This window comes from Mucilaginibacter sp. (assembly GCF_028288185.1).
GTDB lineage: Bacteria > Bacteroidota > Bacteroidia > Sphingobacteriales > Sphingobacteriaceae > Mucilaginibacter.
The window spans coordinates 75,342-94,609 of record NZ_JAQBOF010000031.1 but is presented as its reverse complement, the minus strand read 5'-3'; the positions used below and the strand labels follow the sequence as shown (position 1 = coordinate 94,609).

Sequence of the window (19,268 nt, the reverse complement as noted above, 5' to 3'; positions counted from 1 at the left end):
GAGAAACCGGGTCTTTACTTAAATTAAAAATCCGATATCGAACATCCGATATCCGAAATGAAAAATTAATCCACTTTATAAGTATTATTTTTCAAATCAATATCAGGTAACTGATGGTCCGGATCGATCACTATACTTTTTATGGTTGATGTTGACGGGTATTTAAACTTCCATACACCATTACGCTGGAAAACGTTAACAGGTAGTTTTAACAGCTCGTTTTTGCCATTGGCTTGTGTAATTTTCAGGTCTACCGGCATGGCCATTTTTTCTTTGTTGGCTATGGTGATGATAGCGCCGTTAGCCGGGTTGCCACCATCATAAGTTACAGACTCAACCGACTGGTCCAGCTTCCAGGTAGTGAAGAACCATGGCTTAAAGAACCAGTTCAGGTCCTCGCCGGCGGCATCATTCATAGCGCGGAAGAAGTCGTAAGGCAACGGGTGTTTCATGGCCCAATACTTAATATACTCGTGGAAGGCATAATCAAAACGCTCTGGCCCTAAAACCACATCGCGCAGCATATCTAAGCCTAAAGCGGTTTTGTTATAATACTGCCCGTAATCATTTAAGCCAATAGCCTCTGATGGGGTTATTAACGGATCATTACTGCGGATATAGCTTCTTAAAACGCTTTGCGCTCGGTTGTTGGGCCCTTTTGGAGCATACTCGCCATTGTTAAACATCTTGGTAGAGTACTCATTAATAAAGGTGTTAAAGCCTTCATCCATCCACATATATTTACGCTCGTTGCTGCCAACTATCATCGGGAACCAGTTATGGCCTATCTCGTGGGTTACATCGCCCCAAAGTCCGCCATTTTTCAAGCCGCTTAGGCAGAAAATAATACCCGGGTACTCCATACCTAAAGCCACACCCGATACGTTAACCGCCGAGTTCCATGGATATTCGATATAGGCTTTCGAGTAGATCTCGATGCTGTTCTTTAAATACTCGGTAGAGCGGCCCCAGGCGTTATTGCCCGCGCTCTCAATTGGGTAAGCCGACTGCGATATACATTTGCGGCCCGATGGCAGGTTAACCTTAGCAGCATCCCAAATAAACGCGGTAGATGCGGCCCACGATACATCACGGGTGTTCTCCATTTTAAAGTGCCAGGTTAATAGCCCTTTAGCCGGACGGGTAGCAGCTTCGCCAACTTCACTGGCTGATATGATAGTAACCGTTTTATCGCTGTTACGCGCTTCGGATAAACGTTTTTGCTGGATAGGGGTAAGTACTTCATTGGCGTTTAAAAGATCGCCAGATCCTACAACAACCATGTTAGCGGGCGCGGTGATGTAGTAATCGTAATCGCCGTAGTCGCAATAGAACTCACCCAAGCCCATGTAGGGTAAGGTGTTCCAGCCTTCGGCATCATCATAAACACACATGCGCGGGTACCATTGCGCAATTTCGTAAACCATACCCTGGCTAAATTTCTTGCGCCCCATACGGTCGGCACCATAATAAGGAATAGAGAAACTGTAGTTTACTTTTACCTGTATTTTATCGCCATTGGCACCAAGCGGTTTAGTTAAACGCACTTGCATACGTGCATCAGTAATAACCGGGGTAACTGTATAGGTCTGTCCTTTATAAGTAACCGACACAGATGTGATAGTAATACCACCACGGCTAAAGCCCTTAACGTCAAACCTGTCACCGGTGTAAGGTGTAACGGCCGCGCCGCGAGAGTCTGGCCTGAACAGGTTTTGATCCAGTTGTAACCATAAATGGTCCATATTGTCTGGACTGTTATTGGTATAAGTTATTGTGACATCACCGTTAATGGTAGTATCCTGAGCGGCTTCATTTAAAGTAGCGTGGATTTGATAGTCGGCACGGTTTTGCCAGTAGTTTGGGCCGGGTTTGCCGGCTGCAGAGCGGGTGCCATTGCTGGTCATAGGCCAAACAATGGGGCCAAATAGGTCCGAATGGTTATATTTAACCGTGTCGGTAGGTGCTTGTGCCGATACGTTAAAGGCAACAGCAAGCAATCCGCATGCTAATAGCATGTAGTTTTTAAAGTAATACATTGATCAGTTAATTTGTACGGGGCAAATTAAGTAAAATTAAATGTTATTGCATAATGTAGGATTTGAGGATGAAAACGCAGTTGTTTATTTAGGTAGTTTGTAATGAATTTTTGTATTTTTGTTATATGGAATCTCTTGTGATACATCCCGAAAGTGCAGAGCAACTTAAAACAGTTAAAGCTGTTTTAAAGGCGTTGAAAGTTCAATTCGAACATCAGCCGACTAAATTACCTGACCATGTTTTAAAAGGGATCGAAAGAAGCCTTAAACAATATGAGAATGGACAAACAATTTCTCTACAGGAATTTAAAGATAAGCATTTTACTAAAAAATGAACTTTGAAATAAAGTTTACTCCCGAAGCGGAAGAAACTTATAATGCTGTTATATCACAGCTTCGTCAAAGATGGGGTGATCGTTTTGTAATTAAATTTGAAACCAAGATCTCGAAAATTTTAGACATTATTTCTGCAACTCCGTACATTTATCCTATTGCTCAAGAAAATGCCGAGTTAAGAAAATGTATTCCACATAAAAACTGTTCTATGTTTTATAAAGTGTGTATCGACCATGTTTTGATAGCTTACTTTTGGGATAACCGTCAAGATCCTATCATAATAGATTAAATTCAAACATCTATCCTTTTAAAGTGGTTAATTTTACATTTTAACCCAATAATTAATCATGAACCGCTTAGCCAACTCCACTTCTCCATACTTATTACAGCACGCCAATAACCCGGTTAATTGGTATCCGTGGGGTAATGAAGCATTACAAAAAGCTAAGGACGAAAATAAACTCATCATTGTAAGTATTGGCTATTCTGCCTGTCATTGGTGCCATGTTATGGAGCACGAAAGTTTTGAGGACGAGCAAGTGGCCGCGGTAATGAACGAGTTTTTTGTATGTATAAAAGTTGACCGGGAAGAACGCCCGGACGTTGACCAGATCTACATGAGTGTTGTACAATTAATAAGCGGCAGGGGCGGCTGGCCGTTAAATTGTATCTGCCTGCCGGATCAGCGGCCTATTTATGCGGGCACCTATTTCCGTAAAAACGACTGGACAAGCCTGCTCTTTAACCTGGCCGATTACTACAAGCAAAAGCCCGAAGACGCGCTGGAATATGCCGAGCGTTTAACCGAAGGCATCCAAAAATATGAGTCGATAGGTTTTGTTGAAACGCAACCTGACTATACCCAAGCCGATCTGGAAGTTATTGTAAACAACTGGAAAAAGTATTTTGATAAAACAGAGGGAGGAATGGGGACGGCCCCAAAGTTCCCGATGCCTAATAATTGGCAGTTTTTGGTGCGATACGCGCACTTAATGCAGGATAATAAAATTGCTGAGCTTGCCAAGCTAACATTACGAAAAATGGCCTATGGGGGTATCTATGATCATTTAGGCGGAGGCTTTGCCCGATATTCAGTTGATGGTTTATGGCACGTGCCCCATTTCGAAAAAATGCTGTATGATAATGGCCAGTTGATTACTTTATATTCTGAGGCCTACACCTGGCAGCCGGATGAATTATACAAACAAACTGTTAGCGATACCATTGATTTTGCTGTGCGCGAATTGTTGTCGCCGGATGGTGGTTTTTACTCGGCGCTTGATGCGGATAGTGAAGGGGTAGAGGGTAAGTTCTATGTTTTCGCGAAAGAAGAAATTCAGGCTATATTAGGTACAGAGGCAGAGTTATTTTGCATCTATTACCATATTAATGATGAAGGTAATTGGGAGGAAGGACAAACCAATATCCTGTTTAAACGTGGCGAAGATAAAGAACTTGCCGAAGCCATCGGCATCCCTGTCGAAGAATTATTAGACAGCGTAGCGGCATCCAGAAAAAAGCTATTTGAAGCACGAAGTAAACGCATCAGACCCGGACTGGATAATAAGATACTAGCCTCATGGAACGGTTTAATGTTAAAAGGGGTATGCGAAGCTTATCGGACGTTTAACAAAGTTGAATATTTAGACATCGCCCTAAAAAACGCAAATTTCTTATCCACTAATTTAATAAAGGACGGGCGTATCTCCCGCGTTTATAAAACAGTGGAAACGGGCAGTGATGGGGCCAACCCTCTCCAAAGGAGAGGGTTGGGTGAGGTCGCTTTTTTAGACGACTACGCCAATATCATAGATGCCTTCATCGCCTTATACGAAGTTACTTTTGATGAGCAATGGCTAAACCACGCGATAAAACTGGCCGATAGCGCCATCGCTCATTATTATGACGAGGTAAACGGTATTTTCTTTTTTACCGCGGATGATGATGAGCAACTAATAGCCCGTAAAGCCGAGGTTATGGATAACGTTATCCCGGCATCAAATTCTGTAATGGCACGTAACTTAAAAAAACTGGGTTTACTGTTTGATAAGGGGCAATACCTGCAAATATCGGCACAGCAATTAAGTAATATTATGCCGCACATGGCTAAATACGGTTCGGCTTATTCAAACTGGAGCATGTTATTGCTGGATGAGGTATTTGGCATTTATGAGGTAGCCATAGTGGGCGGTGATGCAGCGGCTTTCCGTATAGAAATGGAAAAAAAATATATTCCTAATAAAATTATTTTGGGTGGTACAAAAGGAAGTTTACCTTTGCTGCGCGATAAGTTTAGCGACAAAACACAAGTATTTATCTGCAAAGATAAAACCTGCGGATTACCGACTGCCAATATCGCGGAAGCATTAAAACAAATTAACGCCCAAAACATTTAATATTAATATATAAGCAACAAAAGCACCCCTGAGTGCCAATATTTTACCACTAACGAATAAATTATTCTGATGAAACCATCATGAGTTATCATGATAGCTTCATCACCTTTAAAAAAACAAATTATACTGATGAAAATTGAACCACAACATGTAGTGTCATTAACTTACGATTTGTATGTTGACCAGGAAGATGGTACCGAAGCTTTAGTAGAAAGTGCCACACAAGAGCAACCGCTAACTTTTTTATTTGGAGCCGGACAAATGCTTCCAAAATTTGAAGAGCATTTGAGCCCGCTATCAACCAATGATATTTATGATTTCCGCTTAACTGCTGAGGATGCTTATGGCGAGCATGATGAAGAAGCAGTAGCTAATTTGCCGATTGAAATGTTCCAGGGAGCAGATTTGCCTGAGGTTGGCGCTATATTGCCTTTGCAGGATAACCAGGGAAATCATTTCCAGGGACAGGTAGTTTCTGTTGCCGAAGATTCTGTTATTGTTGACTTGAACCACCCGATGGCTGGCCAACCTTTACATTTTAAAGGCGTTATCATTAACGTTAGGCCCGCAACACCCGAAGAATTATCACATGGCCATGCTCATGGAGCAGACGGTCATCACGGACACTAAATAAAGTAGCAGTAGCAGTTATTACCGCTCACGCAACTGCTACTGCCACTAATCAATATCTATATCACCATACCTATTCATATAGCAGGCTACCTTAATTTGCGATGAAACAAGGCTTTTGTTCAGCGTAGCAGGTATAAATATTTTGTCTTCATCAGCCAGTAGATCGATGTTTATATTCAAAACCCTTATGTCCTCACCTGTATAGCTGTTTTTTATGCGGATAGTATAATCTGCCAATCGTCCCATTGGGCTTATCAATAGTTCTAATATAACAGAGGATTGCTCGGGATTGATGTCGGCCAGATCACCAGGTAATTTGAACAATCGTAAATAAGGTATATAACCAAAGTACCGCCCACCCAGCCTAACCGGTTTTGTGGTTACATCATCTTTATTGATTATATAATCTATATTATATCTAAATTTCGTTTTTTCGTCCTCGCGCGATTCGTATAATATTTGATTATTGTCATAATCATAATTCTGCATGATCTTGCCGGTGGGATCAAAAAAATGCCAGGTGCCAATTCTTTTATCGTTTTTATAAGCGCCGCTGGCTATAACTGTTTTCTTGGCAAAAAAAGCATGGTACATGCCTTGCTTAACCTGTTTATCAGTTTCAATAATAGATTGGAATTGCTCGGTAACGCTACCGGTTAATTTGTTTTTGCGTTCAACTATTTGCTGGGCAGAGCAATAGCCGGTAATAAATGTAAGTAGTATAGGTAATATAATGTTTTTCACTGCATAAATTTTTGGCAATTTAATATATATAAAGTATTGCCATAGCTAAATGTTTTATATTGCAGGGTATAAGCAAAAAACTATGTCAGCCTTACCAGATACTTCAACCTTTAAAACCGTTCACTTTTCGGCAACAACTATTACAGAGTTAATGATACCATCATACTCCAATTTTGGAGGTAAGATACATGGCGGTATTTTACTGTCTCTTATGGATAAGGTAGCCTACGTTTGCGCCGCTAAGCACGCGGGTAACTACTGCGTTACCGCATCGATTGACACGGTTGACTTTTTACAGCCCGTTGAGGTTGGCGACCTGGTATCGCTTATGGCATCGGTAAATTATGTGGGTAATACCTCATTGGTGGTGGGTATACGTGTAATATCAGAGAATATTAAAACCAACATTATAAAACATACCAATACCAGCTATTTTACCATGGTAGCCAGGGATGAACAAAATAAACCCGCCCAGATACCGGGGCTTATATTAGAGAACCGCACCCACGTAAGGCGATTTATTGAAGCTAAACGCCGCAAAGAGATCAAGCAAAACTATAAACATGAAGTGGATGAAATTGCTGTTCCGGATGGTTTTGATGAATGTGAACAATTATTAACCGGCGAACGGGTAATTTTAATCAATAATTAACGTTTAATGTTAAAGTAGTGTTATGGAATAAAATAAAAGCTCTTTAACAAGTTTTTTATTCATATATTACACTCAAATTACAAACCAGATTAATTGATCAAGACTCAAAACTACTAAATGGCATTTTTAAACAATGTGCTGGAACCACCAGCATATGGATGGACGGACGAGAACGGTGAACTGGCAAAGCCAACCCCAAAACAAATTTTTAAAGAATTTTTTTCAAGACTAAACGTATTTAAAAACAAAAAGAACTGGCTCTCTTTTATTAGCTGGATGATGGTTGTGGTGCTTGCACCGTTTCTGTTTTTGTTTATTTTTAAATACTTCAGTATCAAATTATTGATTGTAGCTTTTGTGTACAGCATGATAGTTATGGGTACCCATGGTACTATATGGCATCATAGGTACTGTACCCATGGCGCTTATCAGTTTAAAAATAGTTTTTGGCGCTTTTTTACCCAAAATCTTACCCTTAAAATTATTCCCGAAGAGATATACGCGGTATCGCACCACGTACATCATGCTTTGTCAGATCAGCCCGGCGATCCTTATAACGCGCAAGGTGGTTTCTTATACTGTTTTCTGGCCGATGTAACCCATCAGCCTATAAACCGTAACATGAGCGAGAAAGATTATAACTGCTGCGTTAAGTTAATGAAACATACCGGCGTGCAGGTTAATACCTATGCCCAATATCAAAAATGGGGTACGTTGGCTAATCCGCTTAAAACTATTTTAAGTGTTGTTTTAAGCTGGGGGCTTTGGTTTTCCGCTTTCTATTTAATAGGTGGTATGGGCCTGGCCAGTGCCATGTTTGGTGCGGCAGGTTTTTGGGCAGTTGGTGTACGTACATTTAACTATGAGGGCCACGGTAAAGGAAAAGATATGCGCCGGGAAGGTGTAGATTATAACCGCGAGGATATGTCTATAAACCAGGTATGGCCCGGTATTGTAGCCGGCGAGTGGCATAATAACCATCATGCTTATCCTAACAGCGCGCGTTCTGGTTTTAAACCATGGCAGGTTGATACCGCATGGTATTATATTAAATTTATGAGTTTGATAGGGGCGGTAAGCTCATATCGCGATTCGAAAGCCCAATTTTATAGTGACCATTATGGCATACATAAAGCCACTAAAGCTACAAGCAATGCTATAGTAATAGAAGGTATAGAAGCTTTTGAAATGCAGGACGAAATATTAGTAGTTGAAACAGTTTAACTACTAATTACCAAATTAGAAAAGGATATAAAAACTAATTACCCCTTTCAATTCCAGATAAGCAGGCCCGATACAATGTATCGGGCCTGCTTTGTTATGTGCTTTTTAAAGCATATAAAACTTGGTAATAAATTTATGGCATTAGGTTTTTTATTAATAAAGTTATTATGTTTGGTAAACCTATATAAAAAGGGGATTGACAGGTGCTTTACACCTGTTAAATTACCAAAAACAACCAAATAGTAACAGTATAAACTAATAACCAAAAGATTAAACGCGTCAATTTAATTGATGGCGATAATTTAACATGCCGACAGAATAACTATGAAACTAAGATTAGGAATGATAGGGGGCGGGCAAGGTGCTTTTATTGGTGCCGTACACCGTATAGCCGCCCGTATTGATGGTGATTATGAACTAGTATGCGGAGCTTTTAGCAGCAATGCCGAAAAATCAAAGGCAAGCGGCATAGAGCTGGGCTTATCAGCCGAGCGGTCATACGCATCATACGAAGAACTGATTGAGAAAGAAAAACAACTACCTGCTGATGAGCGAGTGCAAGTTATAAGCATTGTTACTCCAAACCATATGCACTTTGGTCCAACCAAAATGGCATTGGAGAATGGTTTCCATGTGGTGCTGGATAAACCGATGACTTTTTCGTTAGCCGAAGCGAAGGAGTTGGAAAAAGTGATTAAATCAAGCGGGAAATTATTTTGCCTGACTCACACCTATACCGGTTACCCAATGGTGAAGGAAGCTAAACAATTAGTTAAAGCAGGCAAGATTGGTAAGGTGCGTAAAATATACGTGGAGTACCCGCAGGGTTGGTTAAGCACTTTCTTAGAGGGTGATGATAATAAACAAGCGGCTTGGCGTACAGACCCAGGTAAAAGCGGAATAGCAGGCGCGATGGGTGATATTGGTACGCATGCTTTCAATTTAATGGAATATGTTACCGGCCTGCAGGTTACGCAGCTATGTGCCGATATTAATATTGTTGTTGAGGGCCGTAAGCTGGATGATGACGGCGCTGTTTTAATAAAACTAAACAACGGCGCAAGCGCGGTATTAACCGCCACCCAAATCGCTGCAGGCGAAGAAAACAATGTGAAGATCCGTGTATATGGCGAAAGCGGCAGCTTAGAATGGCAGCAATGGGATGCCAATACATTAATAGTAAAAATGAGCGGTAAGCCTTGGGAAATATATCGCACCGGTGGTGGTTATGTAAGCTCATTCGCGGCGCATAATACCCGCACACCCGGCGGGCATCCCGAAGGTTATTTAGAGGCATTTGCTAACCTGTACCACAACTTTGCTTTATGTGTTAAGGCCGGGATAGAGGGTACGCAAGCTACACCAGAGGCACAAGATTATCCGGGTATTGACGATGGTGTAAGAGGCATGGCATTTATTGAAAATGTAATAGCCTCGGGTAAATCAGATTTGAAGTGGACTAAATTCAACGTATAAATATTATGAAGACAATTAAAGGCCCCGGTATTTTTTTAGCACAATTTTTAGGTGACACACCGCCATTTGATACGCTTGACGAGATCTGTAAATGGTCAAAAAGTTTAGGATTTAAAGGTATCCAGATACCAAGCTGGGCAACCAGTTATTTCGACTTACAAAAAGCAGCCGAAAGCAAAACCTATGCTGATGAAATTAAAGGTTTGGTTAACAGCCACGGTTTGGAAATTACCGAACTATCAACCCATTTACAGGGTCAGCTGGTAGCCGTAAACCCGGCGTATGATGAATTGTTTGACGCTTTCGCGCCGCCACAAGTTCATAAAAACCCTAAGGCACGCCAGGAGTGGGCGGTACAGCAATTAAAATACGCAGCAAAAGCATCGCAAAATCTGGGTTTAAACGCTCATGCTACCTTTAGCGGTGCTTTGTTATGGCCAATGGTTTATCCGTGGCCACAGCGCCCATCCGGTGTGGTAGAAACAGGTTTTAAAGAACTGGCTAAACGCTGGTTACCAATATTGGATGTGTTTGAAGATAACGGCGTTGATGTTTGTTATGAAGTACATCCCGGTGAGGACTTGCATGATGGTATCAGCTTTGAAATGTTTTTAGAGAAGGTAAACAATCATAAACGTGCCAATTTATTGTATGATCCATCGCACTTTGTGTTGCAGTGTTTAGATTATTTGGAATATATCGATATCTACCACGAGCGTATAAAAATGTTCCACGTTAAGGATGCCGAGTTTAATCCGACAGGACGCCAGGGTGTTTATGGCGGTTATCAAAACTGGATTGATCGCGCGGGACGTTTCCGTAGCTTAGGCGATGGGCAGGTTGATTTTAAATCGATATTTAGCAAAATGGCACAATATGACTTCAGCGGATGGGCCGTAATGGAGTGGGAGTGTGCTTTGAAACATCCGGAAGATGGTGCAAAAGAAGGCGCAGTATTTATTAAAGACCATATCATCCGCGTAACAGAGAAGGCGTTTGATGATTTCGCGGCAGCAGGGTCTGACGAAGGTTTTAATCGTAAACTATTAGGAATTGATTAAAATTAATACATTTATAAACCAATTATAAACTTAAACATAAACAATAATGCAAATTAATCGTACACAGCTATTCAGGGCAAGTTGCTTGTCCCTGTTGGTTACATCACTGTCGTTTGGTATTCGTGCAGGAATCCTGGGCGACCTGGGTGCAAAATTCAATTTAGACAAAGAACAACTTGGCCAAATAACTGCGACCGCATTTTACGGTTTTCCTATAGCCGTTGTTGTAGGCGGCTTTATCGTTGATGTAATCGGCATGAAACGCCTGTTGGTAATGGCTTTTCTATTCCATTTGGCAGGTATAATACTTACAGTATTCGCCGGTGGGTTTTGGACGTTGTACATATCAACCTTATTAATAGGTTTGGCTAACGGAACTGTTGAAGCCGCCTGCAACCCATTGGTAGCGTCGTTGTACACAGATAATAAAGTAACAAAGCTAACTCATTTCCATTTATGGTTTCCGGGTGGCATTGTGATAGGAACGTTAGTAGTATTATTGTTTAAGCACTTTGGCTTAAGTTGGCAAGTGCAGGTAGGTGTAATGCTTATACCTACTGTTATTTACGGTTACTTATTTTCTAAATTAGATTTCCCGGTTACAGAGCGCGTGGCTTCAGGTGTATCAACCGCTGGTATGTACAAGGCGTTATTAAACCCATTATTCGCCTTTATGTTTATATGCATGTTCGGTACTGCCATCACAGAGTTATTTACCGGCCAGTGGATAGAGGTATTATTGAAAAATGTAACTCAAAACGCATTACTTCTTTTAACATTAGGTAATGGCGTTGTATTCTTAGGCCGTGCTTTCGCTAAACCTGTATTGAAAGCGGTTACCCCTCAAACACTTTTACTAATATCAGCTATTCTTGCAGCTTTAGGGTTATACATGCTAGGACATCTGGATGGCACAGCTGTTTTTGGCGGCGCTGTAGTATTTGGTATGGGTGTATGTTTCTTTTGGCCAACCATGCTTGGTTTTGTGAATACAAATATGCCTGCAACCGGCGCTTTAGGTTTAAACCTTATGGGTGGAGCTGGAATGTTTGCTGTATCACTGTACACTATATTTATGGGGGGATTTTATGACAGAATCCAAAAAGAAGCGGGTAGTGATACCACTCTTGCAGGTAAAAGCGTTTTAAATGCCACATTAATTATCCCATTGATACTGATCGTAGCTTTTGCGGGTTTGGTGCTTTATATGAAGGGCAAAAGCAAAAAGTCTGCAGCAGCAGTACAAGCATAAGTAACTTTTAAATAGTATAAAACAATAGCGATGGGTTTAAAACCCATCGCTATTTTGTTTTACGCCCTCCGCTGCTTTTATTTAATGTGAAGAAATAGTCTGTTCAGGCAGGGGCATTCATTCAGGGATATTACTAAATTTAGCTTCTTAAAATCATCTATAAACTAAATAATGAATACAACTATCAAAATTAAGCTATCGGTAATGATGTTCCTGCAGTTTTTTATCTGGGGGGGATGGTATGTTACTATGGGGCCATTTGCGGGCACTAACCTGCATGCTACGGGCGCACAAACAGGCGCGCTTTATTCTACACAATCATGGGGAGCTATAATAGCGCCATTTATAGTTGGCTTAATTGCCGACAGATATTTTAACGCCGAAAGAATATTAGGTGTGCTACATATTATTGGCGCCGTATTAATGTACCAATGTTATGCAGCTGTTAATATTTCTGCCTTTTACCCATACGTACTAGGTTATATGATATTGTATATGCCAACACTGGCGTTGGTAAACTCGGTTTCATTTAGCCAGATGAAAGATCCCGAAAAAGAATTTTCGACCATACGCGTTTGGGGGACAATAGGCTGGATAGTTGCCGGCCTGGCCATTAGCTTTCTGTTCCATTGGGATGCTACCGAAAATGTATCAAAAGGTTTCTTAAAGTATACATTTTTAATGTCGAGCGTTGCCTCATTAATATTGGGCTTATTCAGTTTTGCATTACCGGCTACTCCACCAAAAACAGCTACCGAAAAAGTGGGTATATCACAGGTGTTGGGCTTAGACGCGCTTAAAATGTTAAAGGATAAAAATTTCCTGGTGTTTTTTATCGCCTCAATTTTGATCTGTATCCCGTTGGCATTTTATTACCAAAACGCTAATAGCTTTTTAACAGAAATAAAGGTTAATAACCCGACAGGTAAAATGACCATAGGACAAGTGTCTGAAGTTGCATTTTTACTGGCATTGCCTATGTTCTTTAAAAGGTTTGGGTTTAAATGGACAATTTTGGTAGGTATGCTTGCCTGGGCACTACGTTACGTTATGTTTGCTTATGGTAACTCTGGCGAGTTGAGCTTCTTGTTGATAATAGGCATCGCCCTACATGGTGTATGCTATGATTTTTTCTTCGTGTCAGGTCAGATCTATACTGACTCTAAAGCCGGCCCGCAAATTAAAAGTGCAGCACAAGGTGTAATAACCTTAGCGACTTACGGTGTGGGTATGTTAATTGGCTTCTACGTTGCCGGTTTAATATCTGACGCTTATAATACACCAGCCGGTCACGACTGGCACATGATATGGCTGATACCAGCCGGTATAGCTGCCGTTGTAATGGTATTGTTCCTGCTGTTCTTTAACGATAAGACCAAAGCCGAAACAACTATCGAAGCATAATATTGATCTATTATGATAACTAAAAAGCGATGGGTATTAAACCTGTCGCTTTTTTTATGTCTATAAGCTACAATCATCCGCAGATATTATTAATTTTAGCCAACTAATTACAAATACCAAAATCAATGACAACCAGAAGAACGTTCTTAACGCAGGCAGGCCTGCTTTCAGCAGGTGCCATGTTAGCGCCACATTTATTGTCGGCAAAACCTATTAAAAATGTGGGCTTGCAGCTATATAGCCTGCGCGACCAATTACCTAAAGATGTAAGCGGCGTTATAGCCAAAATAGCGGCAGCCGGATACAAAGAAGTAGAGCCATTTGGCTATAGCAAAAAAGCCGGTTTTTGGGGGTTGGATCCCAAAGCATTTAATAGCCTGCTTAAAGCAAACGGCTTAACCACGCCAAGCGGCCATTATGATATGAACCAGTTCTTCGGTTCGGGTAAAACAGATAATTTAGAAGCCTATATAGAGGCAGCTAACGCTACCGGGCAATCGCATATCATTGTTCCGTCAATAAACGGCGAGTTTATTAAAACGGTTGATGAGTGTAAAGCTGTTGCTGATAAAATGAATAAAGCAGCTGAGATCTGCCAGAAATCTGGCCTGAAATTAGGCTACCATAACCACAACTTCGAGTGGAAACCAATTGGCGATACTACTTTTTATGATACTGTTATTGATAACACCGATCCTAAACTAGTAGCCATGGAAATGGATATTTACTGGGTAGTACGTTCGGGCAAAGATCCGTTGGAGTTGATGGCTAAACATCCCGGACGGTTTGCTTTTGTGCATATTAAGGATATGGATAAAACCAAATCAAACTTAAATACCGAGATAGGTAAAGGCAGTATAGACTTTGTTAAAATACTAAGCAAAGCAAAAGAGGCGGGTGTAAAACACTTTATTGTTGAGCAGGAAAATTATATTGATATTGACCCTTATGTAAGTATAGCAGAGAGCGCTAAGTACATTAAGGATAAGATCAGTATTTAATAGAAGTGCCGTCATTGCGAGGAACGAAGCAATCTCTACACTCGCTAATCAAATTCCCAAATGCTGGTGATGAGAAAGATGTAAAGAACATTTGTCTTACCTCCAGCATTTTACATATTGACTGTCTGTTGCAGAGATTGCTTCGTTCCTCGCAATGACGGTTTGTTTTTAATTAGATTTATGATCAACATAACAAACATTCACAAAGTTTTTAACAAGGGCCGAGCCAACCAAATAAACGCGGTTAATGGCATAGACCTAACCCTTAAAACAGAAGAATTTATTGTTATTGTTGGATCGAATGGCTCGGGGAAGAGCACCTTGTTGAACTTAATCTCCGGCAGTATCTTGCCATCATCCGGTACAATTACTTTTGATAGCGCCGATGTAACCAAACTAGCCGATTACGAGCGCAGCAAATGGATAGCCCGCGTTTTTCAAAACCCCATGAGTGGTACGGCATCCGAATTGAGTATATTGGATAATTTTCGCCTTGCAGCTATTCGTACAAAAATCAAGGGCTTATCTATAGGTGTTAATGATGCTTTTAAGAAGCATGTTAAAGAAAAGATTGCTACCCTGGGCATGGGGCTTGAAAATAAGATTGAACAACCCATGGGCACGCTATCAGGCGGACAGCGGCAAGCTTTAACCTTGCTGATGAGTGTGATGGATGAATGTAAAATATTGCTGTTAGATGAACCGACAGCAGCTCTTGACCCACGATCAGCAGAAATAGTTATGCGTACTGCCGATAAACTAAGCCATGAATTTAAACTGACCACAATATTAGTCACCCATAATTTAAAAGATGCCTACAATTACGGAACACGTATTATCCAAATGGGCGAAGGGGTGATTATAAAAGATGTGGATACGCAGTATAAGCAATCATTAAAACAGAATGATTTGTTTGAGTGGTTTGGGTAGGTTAGTCACCCTCTTTTATGTTAGTCCGGATTTGTAATCCGGTCTTTAACAATTGCAGATTTTTTAATCCGCGTATGGGGATTGCAAATCCCCGTGTAATTCAATCTGGGATTATAAATCCGGACTAACATTTCCTTAATTTAAATCTTTGGCAAACTTATTGCACTCATCCGGTCACTATGATGAACAACAATTTCCAAAACATATTTGATGCGTACCAGCTGGTAAGCGGTGCCAAGATCAAAGGCAAAACACAAGAAGAAGTGTTTGAACTAGGCGAATACGATGCTAACAAAAGGGGTTACACGGTATACCCAATTGATAACGGCATTAGATATGATGACTTTAGTGTTGTGATAGCCGAGAAAGAACTCAAAAATAATTTTGTGATAGAAGTGGTAAAAGCAAATATTGCTGCCTAAAACAAAAATGTCATTCTACTAAAAGGAGAAATCTATACAATTGATATTGCATGTGTATAGATTTCTCTCTTCATTCAATATGACAAGAAAGTATTACTTCTTATAAGTGATCTTATAAATAGTTCCTTTGTTATCATCAGTAATATAGATTGAACCATCTGGCCCTTGTGCTAAACTGCATGGGCGATGTACGGCACGGCCGGAAGCTTTTTGTTCTGGTGTTCCCGCAAATCCATCAGCAAAAACTTCCCATTTACCATCTGGCTTGCCATTTTTAAATGGTTGAAATGCTACTAAATAACCTGCCTGTGGCTCCGGGTAGCGGTTCCATGAACCATGAAAAGCAATGAAAGCGCCATTTTTATACCTCACCGGGAATTGGTCGCCTGTATAAAATAACAAACCATCGGGTGCATAGTGTCCCGGGAAACCTACTACCGGTTTAATGTATTTGGGGTCGGCTTCTTTTTCGCCATCACCACCATATTCAGGTCCTAATATATTTTTTTGTTTTTGCCAATCGTAATAAATGTATGGCCAACCGGCATTGTCGCCTTTTTTTAGTGCGAACAAACATTCGGCAGGTAATTCGGCAGATTGTTTTGTTGTATATAATTTCGGGTAAAGATCATGCAACGCATCGCGGCCATGTTGCGTTACAAAAAGCTGGTTAAGTTGTTGGTTCCAAAATATACCAACCACATTGCGTAAGCCTGTGGCATAATGCACACTTTCCGGATAGCTTTGGTTAAGCTTATTAGCTTTGAACTGCCATATACCACCTGCCGAATCTAATATTGAACAACCTGTTCTATTTTTATCATACTCCTCGCAAATATTACTTGGAGCGCCGATGTTAACATATAAATTACCATCATTATCTAAAGTAAGGGCCTTAGGCTGATGATGATCTATTTCTAGTAAGCCCCTAACAACTGTTTCGGGTTTATTAGCATCAATCACCTGGTTTTGGGCGTCCAACTTATAACGAAAAACCGAATTTTTAGACGATGCATATAAATAACCGTCTTTAATAGCTATGCCGGTGCCGCCATAATCACCAAAGCTTGTTTTTACAGTTGCTACGTTTCCGTCCTCATGTAATACAATAATGCCTTTGGTTTTACGCGTACTGGCCATGTGTATATAAATATCATGCTGCGGGGTAACAACCAGGTGGCGGGCACTGCCTAGGTTATCGGCAATCACAGTCGCATTAAAACCTTCGGGTAGGGTTAAACCGGCTTCGGCTGCTTTATATTTTTTAGGGGGATCGCTTTTTAAAGCGTTTAATAATAACAATCCGCTAACTGCAAACGCAGGTAACAGCAGCAAAGAGAATATTTTTCTGTTTTTCATAAATGTTAGTTTATCTACCAAAATTAACAGAATAATATTTAAAGGCGCAAACCAAATTTAATATTAGCAAAGCTTTTACAATGGCTTCAAAATTCGATTGTTGTAAAATTTAATTCTTAAATTTAATATAAAATAAGAATATAATTCTGTTTTATAAATGATATTCAGTTTATCATAAATGCGTTATTAAACCCTGGCTTGTTTTTATCGTCATAGATACATAAAAACTAAGAATATGAAAAAGATAGCTTTAATATCAGCAATAGCATTAAGTGGTTTATTTTATACCAACGCAAATGCACAATTATTACAAATAGGATTACACTTAGGTGGTGGTCGCTCGGTTGTTCAGGCATCAGTATTAAGCCCTAATATAGCGGCTAATTATAGTAATGCAGATGACTATTATTATCTACCCGAAGTAGACGCTTACTATGGTGTTGCCGACCAAAACTACTACTATAACGATGGTGAAAGATGGGTGTCAGCAGCTTATTTACCAGGCGAGTACCGTAACTACGATTGGAGAAACGCCCGTCACTACGAGTTAAGAGCACGTCGCCCATATTTAAATGCCGATGTGTATCGTGAAAGATACCGTGGTAATATGCGTAACTGGAACCGTAACGAACGTTTTGATGACCGTAACTACGCCAACCGCAATGAACGCAGAAATGAAGAACCACGTTTTGAAAGACGTAACGATAATTACCGCGGTGCAGAACATGCCGATAACCGTGGCTGGGATAATGGAAATAGAAGAGATGATAACAGTGGAAGAGGTAACTATAACCAATCCCAGCCAAGCCGCGGGCAAGGTAGTTATGGCCAACAAGGCCGCTGGCAAGGTGGTTACCAACAAGCGCAACCTCAACAAAGCCAGCCATCACGTCAATACGGAAATGGTCAGCAACAAAGAGGCGATAACTCAAACGAACATTTTGCCGATAATCACGCCCAAAATGGTCACGACAGGTTTAAGTTTTAACTATAATTTCCTCCATTATATATAACAGAAGAGCCACCGCGAGGTGGCTTTTTTTGTTAGCCCCTCCCAACCCTCCCCGGAAGGGAGGGCTTTTCAACGATATAAAGTCTCCCCTTCCGGGGAGATTTAGAGGGGGCTACTGGCCTCATTTAATAAATGTATAGCCTCGGCACTTAACTCTAAATGCACTGCCTGCGTAGTATCATGTAATTGTTTAAGCGATGTTGCGCTGGCAATAGGGGCAGTAATCCCCGGCCGGGCAATTACCCAGGCAATAGCTATACTGGCGGGCGTAGTTTTGTATTGTGCCGCTATTTCATCCAAAGTGGCTAATATTTTAAATCCGCGATCATTCAGATATTTCTTCACCCCGGCGCCACGCGCGCTTTTTGACAGATCAGCTTCTGAACGATATTTGCCGGTTAAAAACCCACTGGCTAATGAGTAAAAGGTAATAACCCCTATATTATTGTCCACGCAAAGCGGTTCCAGTTCTTTTTCATAACCTTCGCGGTCATATAAATTATACTCGGGTTGCAGGGTTTCGTAACGGGCAAGTCCATTAGCTTTACTTACGTCCAGTGCTTCTTTAAAGCGCACAGCGCTATAGTTTGATGCGCCAATGGCTTTTACCTTGCCTTGCTTAATTAAGTCGGTGTAGGTAGTTAGTGTTTCGGCAAGCGGCGTGTCTTTATCATCATCATGCGATTGGTAGAGATCTATATAATCGGTCTGTAAGCGTTTTAATGAATCTTCAACTGCTTTGGTGATATAGGTTTTTGATAAGCCTTTTTTATCCTCACCCATAGGTTTACCAACCTTTGTAGCGATGATCACTTTATCGCGCTTACCAGATAGTTTAAGCCAGTTGCCTATTATAGTTTCAGACTCGCCGCCTTTATTGCCCGGTACCCATTTTGAATATACATCGGCCGTATCAATAAATTCAAGTCCCGAGTCAACATAAGCGTCTAATAACTCAAATGATTGCTGCTCATTAACGGTCCATCCAAACACATTACCCCCAAAGCAAAACGGGCTAACCATTATACCAGATTGGCCTAATTCTCTTTTATTCATAGCTTACCTTTACGTATGCAATTTAACTATCTGCTCGGCCATTTCATCAACCCAGCCAAAAAGATAGGGTTCAATACCGGCAACTTTCTGCCAGTTACCATTCTCGTCAGGCGCAATAACTAAGTGCAGGGTGTCGTCTATCGCATCAAACTGGTATGCTCTTTTTAAACCGCCGTGGGTTACGTGTTTAATAATTCCTTCAACCGGGCCTTCTGTACCCGTTAATGTTGCTTTAAATTGTGGTTCCATGATATGTTTTGTGTACTTGTAC

General features: G+C 40.8%; 19 protein-coding genes. 14 read left to right on the top strand and 5 right to left on the bottom strand.

Translation table 11 applies throughout. From position 1 onward, the window contains the following. Window positions 1-65 precede the first annotated feature (65 nt). Entirely contained in the window at window positions 66-2,018 is a 1,953-nt protein-coding gene (locus JWQ34_RS14205; RefSeq protein ID WP_299358139.1) for a M1 family metallopeptidase, read from the bottom strand. Between the two features lie 146 nt (window positions 2,019-2,164). Between JWQ34_RS14205 and JWQ34_RS14200 the strand changes: the two genes are divergently transcribed. The 4 genes from JWQ34_RS14200 to JWQ34_RS14185 all read left to right on the top strand — a co-directional run bounded on the left by JWQ34_RS14200 (window position 2,165) and on the right by JWQ34_RS14185 (window position 5,401). After that, entirely contained in the window at window positions 2,165-2,374 is a 210-nt protein-coding gene (locus JWQ34_RS14200; protein WP_299358137.1) for a DUF2683 family protein, read from the top strand. Then, entirely contained in the window at window positions 2,371-2,664 is a 294-nt protein-coding gene (locus JWQ34_RS14195) for a hypothetical protein (protein ID WP_299358135.1), read from the top strand. The genes JWQ34_RS14200 and JWQ34_RS14195 overlap by 4 nt, the downstream gene beginning before the upstream one ends. A 58-nt stretch (window positions 2,665-2,722) precedes the next feature. Next, on the top strand, window positions 2,723-4,771 hold the full coding sequence (locus JWQ34_RS14190) for a thioredoxin domain-containing protein (RefSeq protein WP_299358133.1): 2,049 nt from the start codon (window positions 2,723-2,725) through the stop codon (window positions 4,769-4,771). A gap of 129 nt (window positions 4,772-4,900) precedes the next feature. Then, a complete protein-coding gene (locus JWQ34_RS14185; RefSeq protein ID WP_299358131.1) occupies window positions 4,901-5,401 on the top strand; it encodes a peptidylprolyl isomerase in 501 nt (166 codons plus the stop codon). 48 nt (window positions 5,402-5,449) lie between these two features. Here JWQ34_RS14185 and JWQ34_RS14180 read toward each other — a convergent pair whose 3' ends face one another. Then, on the bottom strand, window positions 5,450-6,148 hold the full coding sequence (locus JWQ34_RS14180; RefSeq protein ID WP_299358129.1) for a hypothetical protein: 699 nt from the start codon (window positions 6,146-6,148) through the stop codon (window positions 5,450-5,452). Between the two features lie 82 nt (window positions 6,149-6,230). On the opposite strand from JWQ34_RS14180, the gene JWQ34_RS14175 reads away from it, so the two are divergent. The 9 genes from JWQ34_RS14175 to JWQ34_RS14135 all read left to right on the top strand — a co-directional run bounded on the left by JWQ34_RS14175 (window position 6,231) and on the right by JWQ34_RS14135 (window position 15,570). Beyond that, the gene (locus JWQ34_RS14175; RefSeq protein ID WP_299358127.1) at window positions 6,231-6,800 is read left to right on the top strand and encodes an acyl-CoA thioesterase; all 570 of its coding nucleotides are present in this window, start codon (window positions 6,231-6,233) and stop codon (window positions 6,798-6,800) included. 117 nt (window positions 6,801-6,917) lie between these two features. Next, window positions 6,918-8,024 (top strand): fatty acid desaturase, encoded by a 1,107-nt coding sequence (locus JWQ34_RS14170; protein ID WP_299358124.1) that lies wholly within the window; start codon window positions 6,918-6,920, stop codon window positions 8,022-8,024. A gap of 318 nt (window positions 8,025-8,342) precedes the next feature. Beyond that, the gene (locus JWQ34_RS14165; RefSeq protein ID WP_299358243.1) at window positions 8,343-9,500 is read left to right on the top strand and encodes a Gfo/Idh/MocA family oxidoreductase; all 1,158 of its coding nucleotides are present in this window, start codon (window positions 8,343-8,345) and stop codon (window positions 9,498-9,500) included. A gap of 5 nt (window positions 9,501-9,505) precedes the next feature. Then, window positions 9,506-10,561, top strand: coding sequence for a sugar phosphate isomerase/epimerase (locus JWQ34_RS14160; RefSeq protein WP_299358122.1), 1,056 nt, complete (start codon window positions 9,506-9,508; stop codon window positions 10,559-10,561). 46 nt (window positions 10,562-10,607) lie between these two features. Then, on the top strand, window positions 10,608-11,813 hold the full coding sequence (locus JWQ34_RS14155) for a sugar MFS transporter (protein WP_299358120.1): 1,206 nt from the start codon (window positions 10,608-10,610) through the stop codon (window positions 11,811-11,813). A gap of 171 nt (window positions 11,814-11,984) precedes the next feature. After that, a complete protein-coding gene (locus JWQ34_RS14150) occupies window positions 11,985-13,217 on the top strand; it encodes a nucleoside permease (protein WP_299358118.1) in 1,233 nt (410 codons plus the stop codon). A gap of 125 nt (window positions 13,218-13,342) precedes the next feature. Continuing rightward, window positions 13,343-14,218 carry a sugar phosphate isomerase/epimerase gene (locus JWQ34_RS14145; protein WP_299358116.1) on the top strand — a complete coding sequence of 292 codons (876 nt, stop codon included), beginning with the start codon at window positions 13,343-13,345 and terminating at the stop codon, window positions 14,216-14,218. 180 nt (window positions 14,219-14,398) lie between these two features. Then, the gene (locus JWQ34_RS14140) at window positions 14,399-15,148 is read left to right on the top strand and encodes an ABC transporter ATP-binding protein (RefSeq protein ID WP_299358114.1); all 750 of its coding nucleotides are present in this window, start codon (window positions 14,399-14,401) and stop codon (window positions 15,146-15,148) included. A 179-nt stretch (window positions 15,149-15,327) separates the two neighbouring features. Then, window positions 15,328-15,570 (top strand): hypothetical protein, encoded by a 243-nt coding sequence (locus JWQ34_RS14135; protein ID WP_299358112.1) that lies wholly within the window; start codon window positions 15,328-15,330, stop codon window positions 15,568-15,570. Between the two features lie 93 nt (window positions 15,571-15,663). On the opposite strand, the gene JWQ34_RS14130 is transcribed toward JWQ34_RS14135, so the two are convergent. Continuing rightward, window positions 15,664-16,929: a PQQ-dependent sugar dehydrogenase gene (locus JWQ34_RS14130; RefSeq protein WP_299358108.1), complete on the bottom strand. Its 1,266-nt coding sequence runs from the start codon at window positions 16,927-16,929 to the stop codon at window positions 15,664-15,666. Window positions 16,930-17,164: 235 nt separating this feature from the next. Between JWQ34_RS14130 and JWQ34_RS14125 the strand changes: the two genes are divergently transcribed. Next, the gene (locus JWQ34_RS14125; protein WP_299358106.1) at window positions 17,165-17,917 is read left to right on the top strand and encodes a hypothetical protein; all 753 of its coding nucleotides are present in this window, start codon (window positions 17,165-17,167) and stop codon (window positions 17,915-17,917) included. Between the two features lie 126 nt (window positions 17,918-18,043). On the opposite strand, the gene JWQ34_RS14120 is transcribed toward JWQ34_RS14125, so the two are convergent. After that, window positions 18,044-18,997, bottom strand: coding sequence for an aldo/keto reductase (locus JWQ34_RS14120; RefSeq protein WP_299358104.1), 954 nt, complete (start codon window positions 18,995-18,997; stop codon window positions 18,044-18,046). A gap of 9 nt (window positions 18,998-19,006) precedes the next feature. After that, entirely contained in the window at window positions 19,007-19,246 is a 240-nt protein-coding gene (locus JWQ34_RS14115) for a hypothetical protein (protein WP_299358102.1), read from the bottom strand. Window positions 19,247-19,268 lie beyond the last annotated feature (22 nt).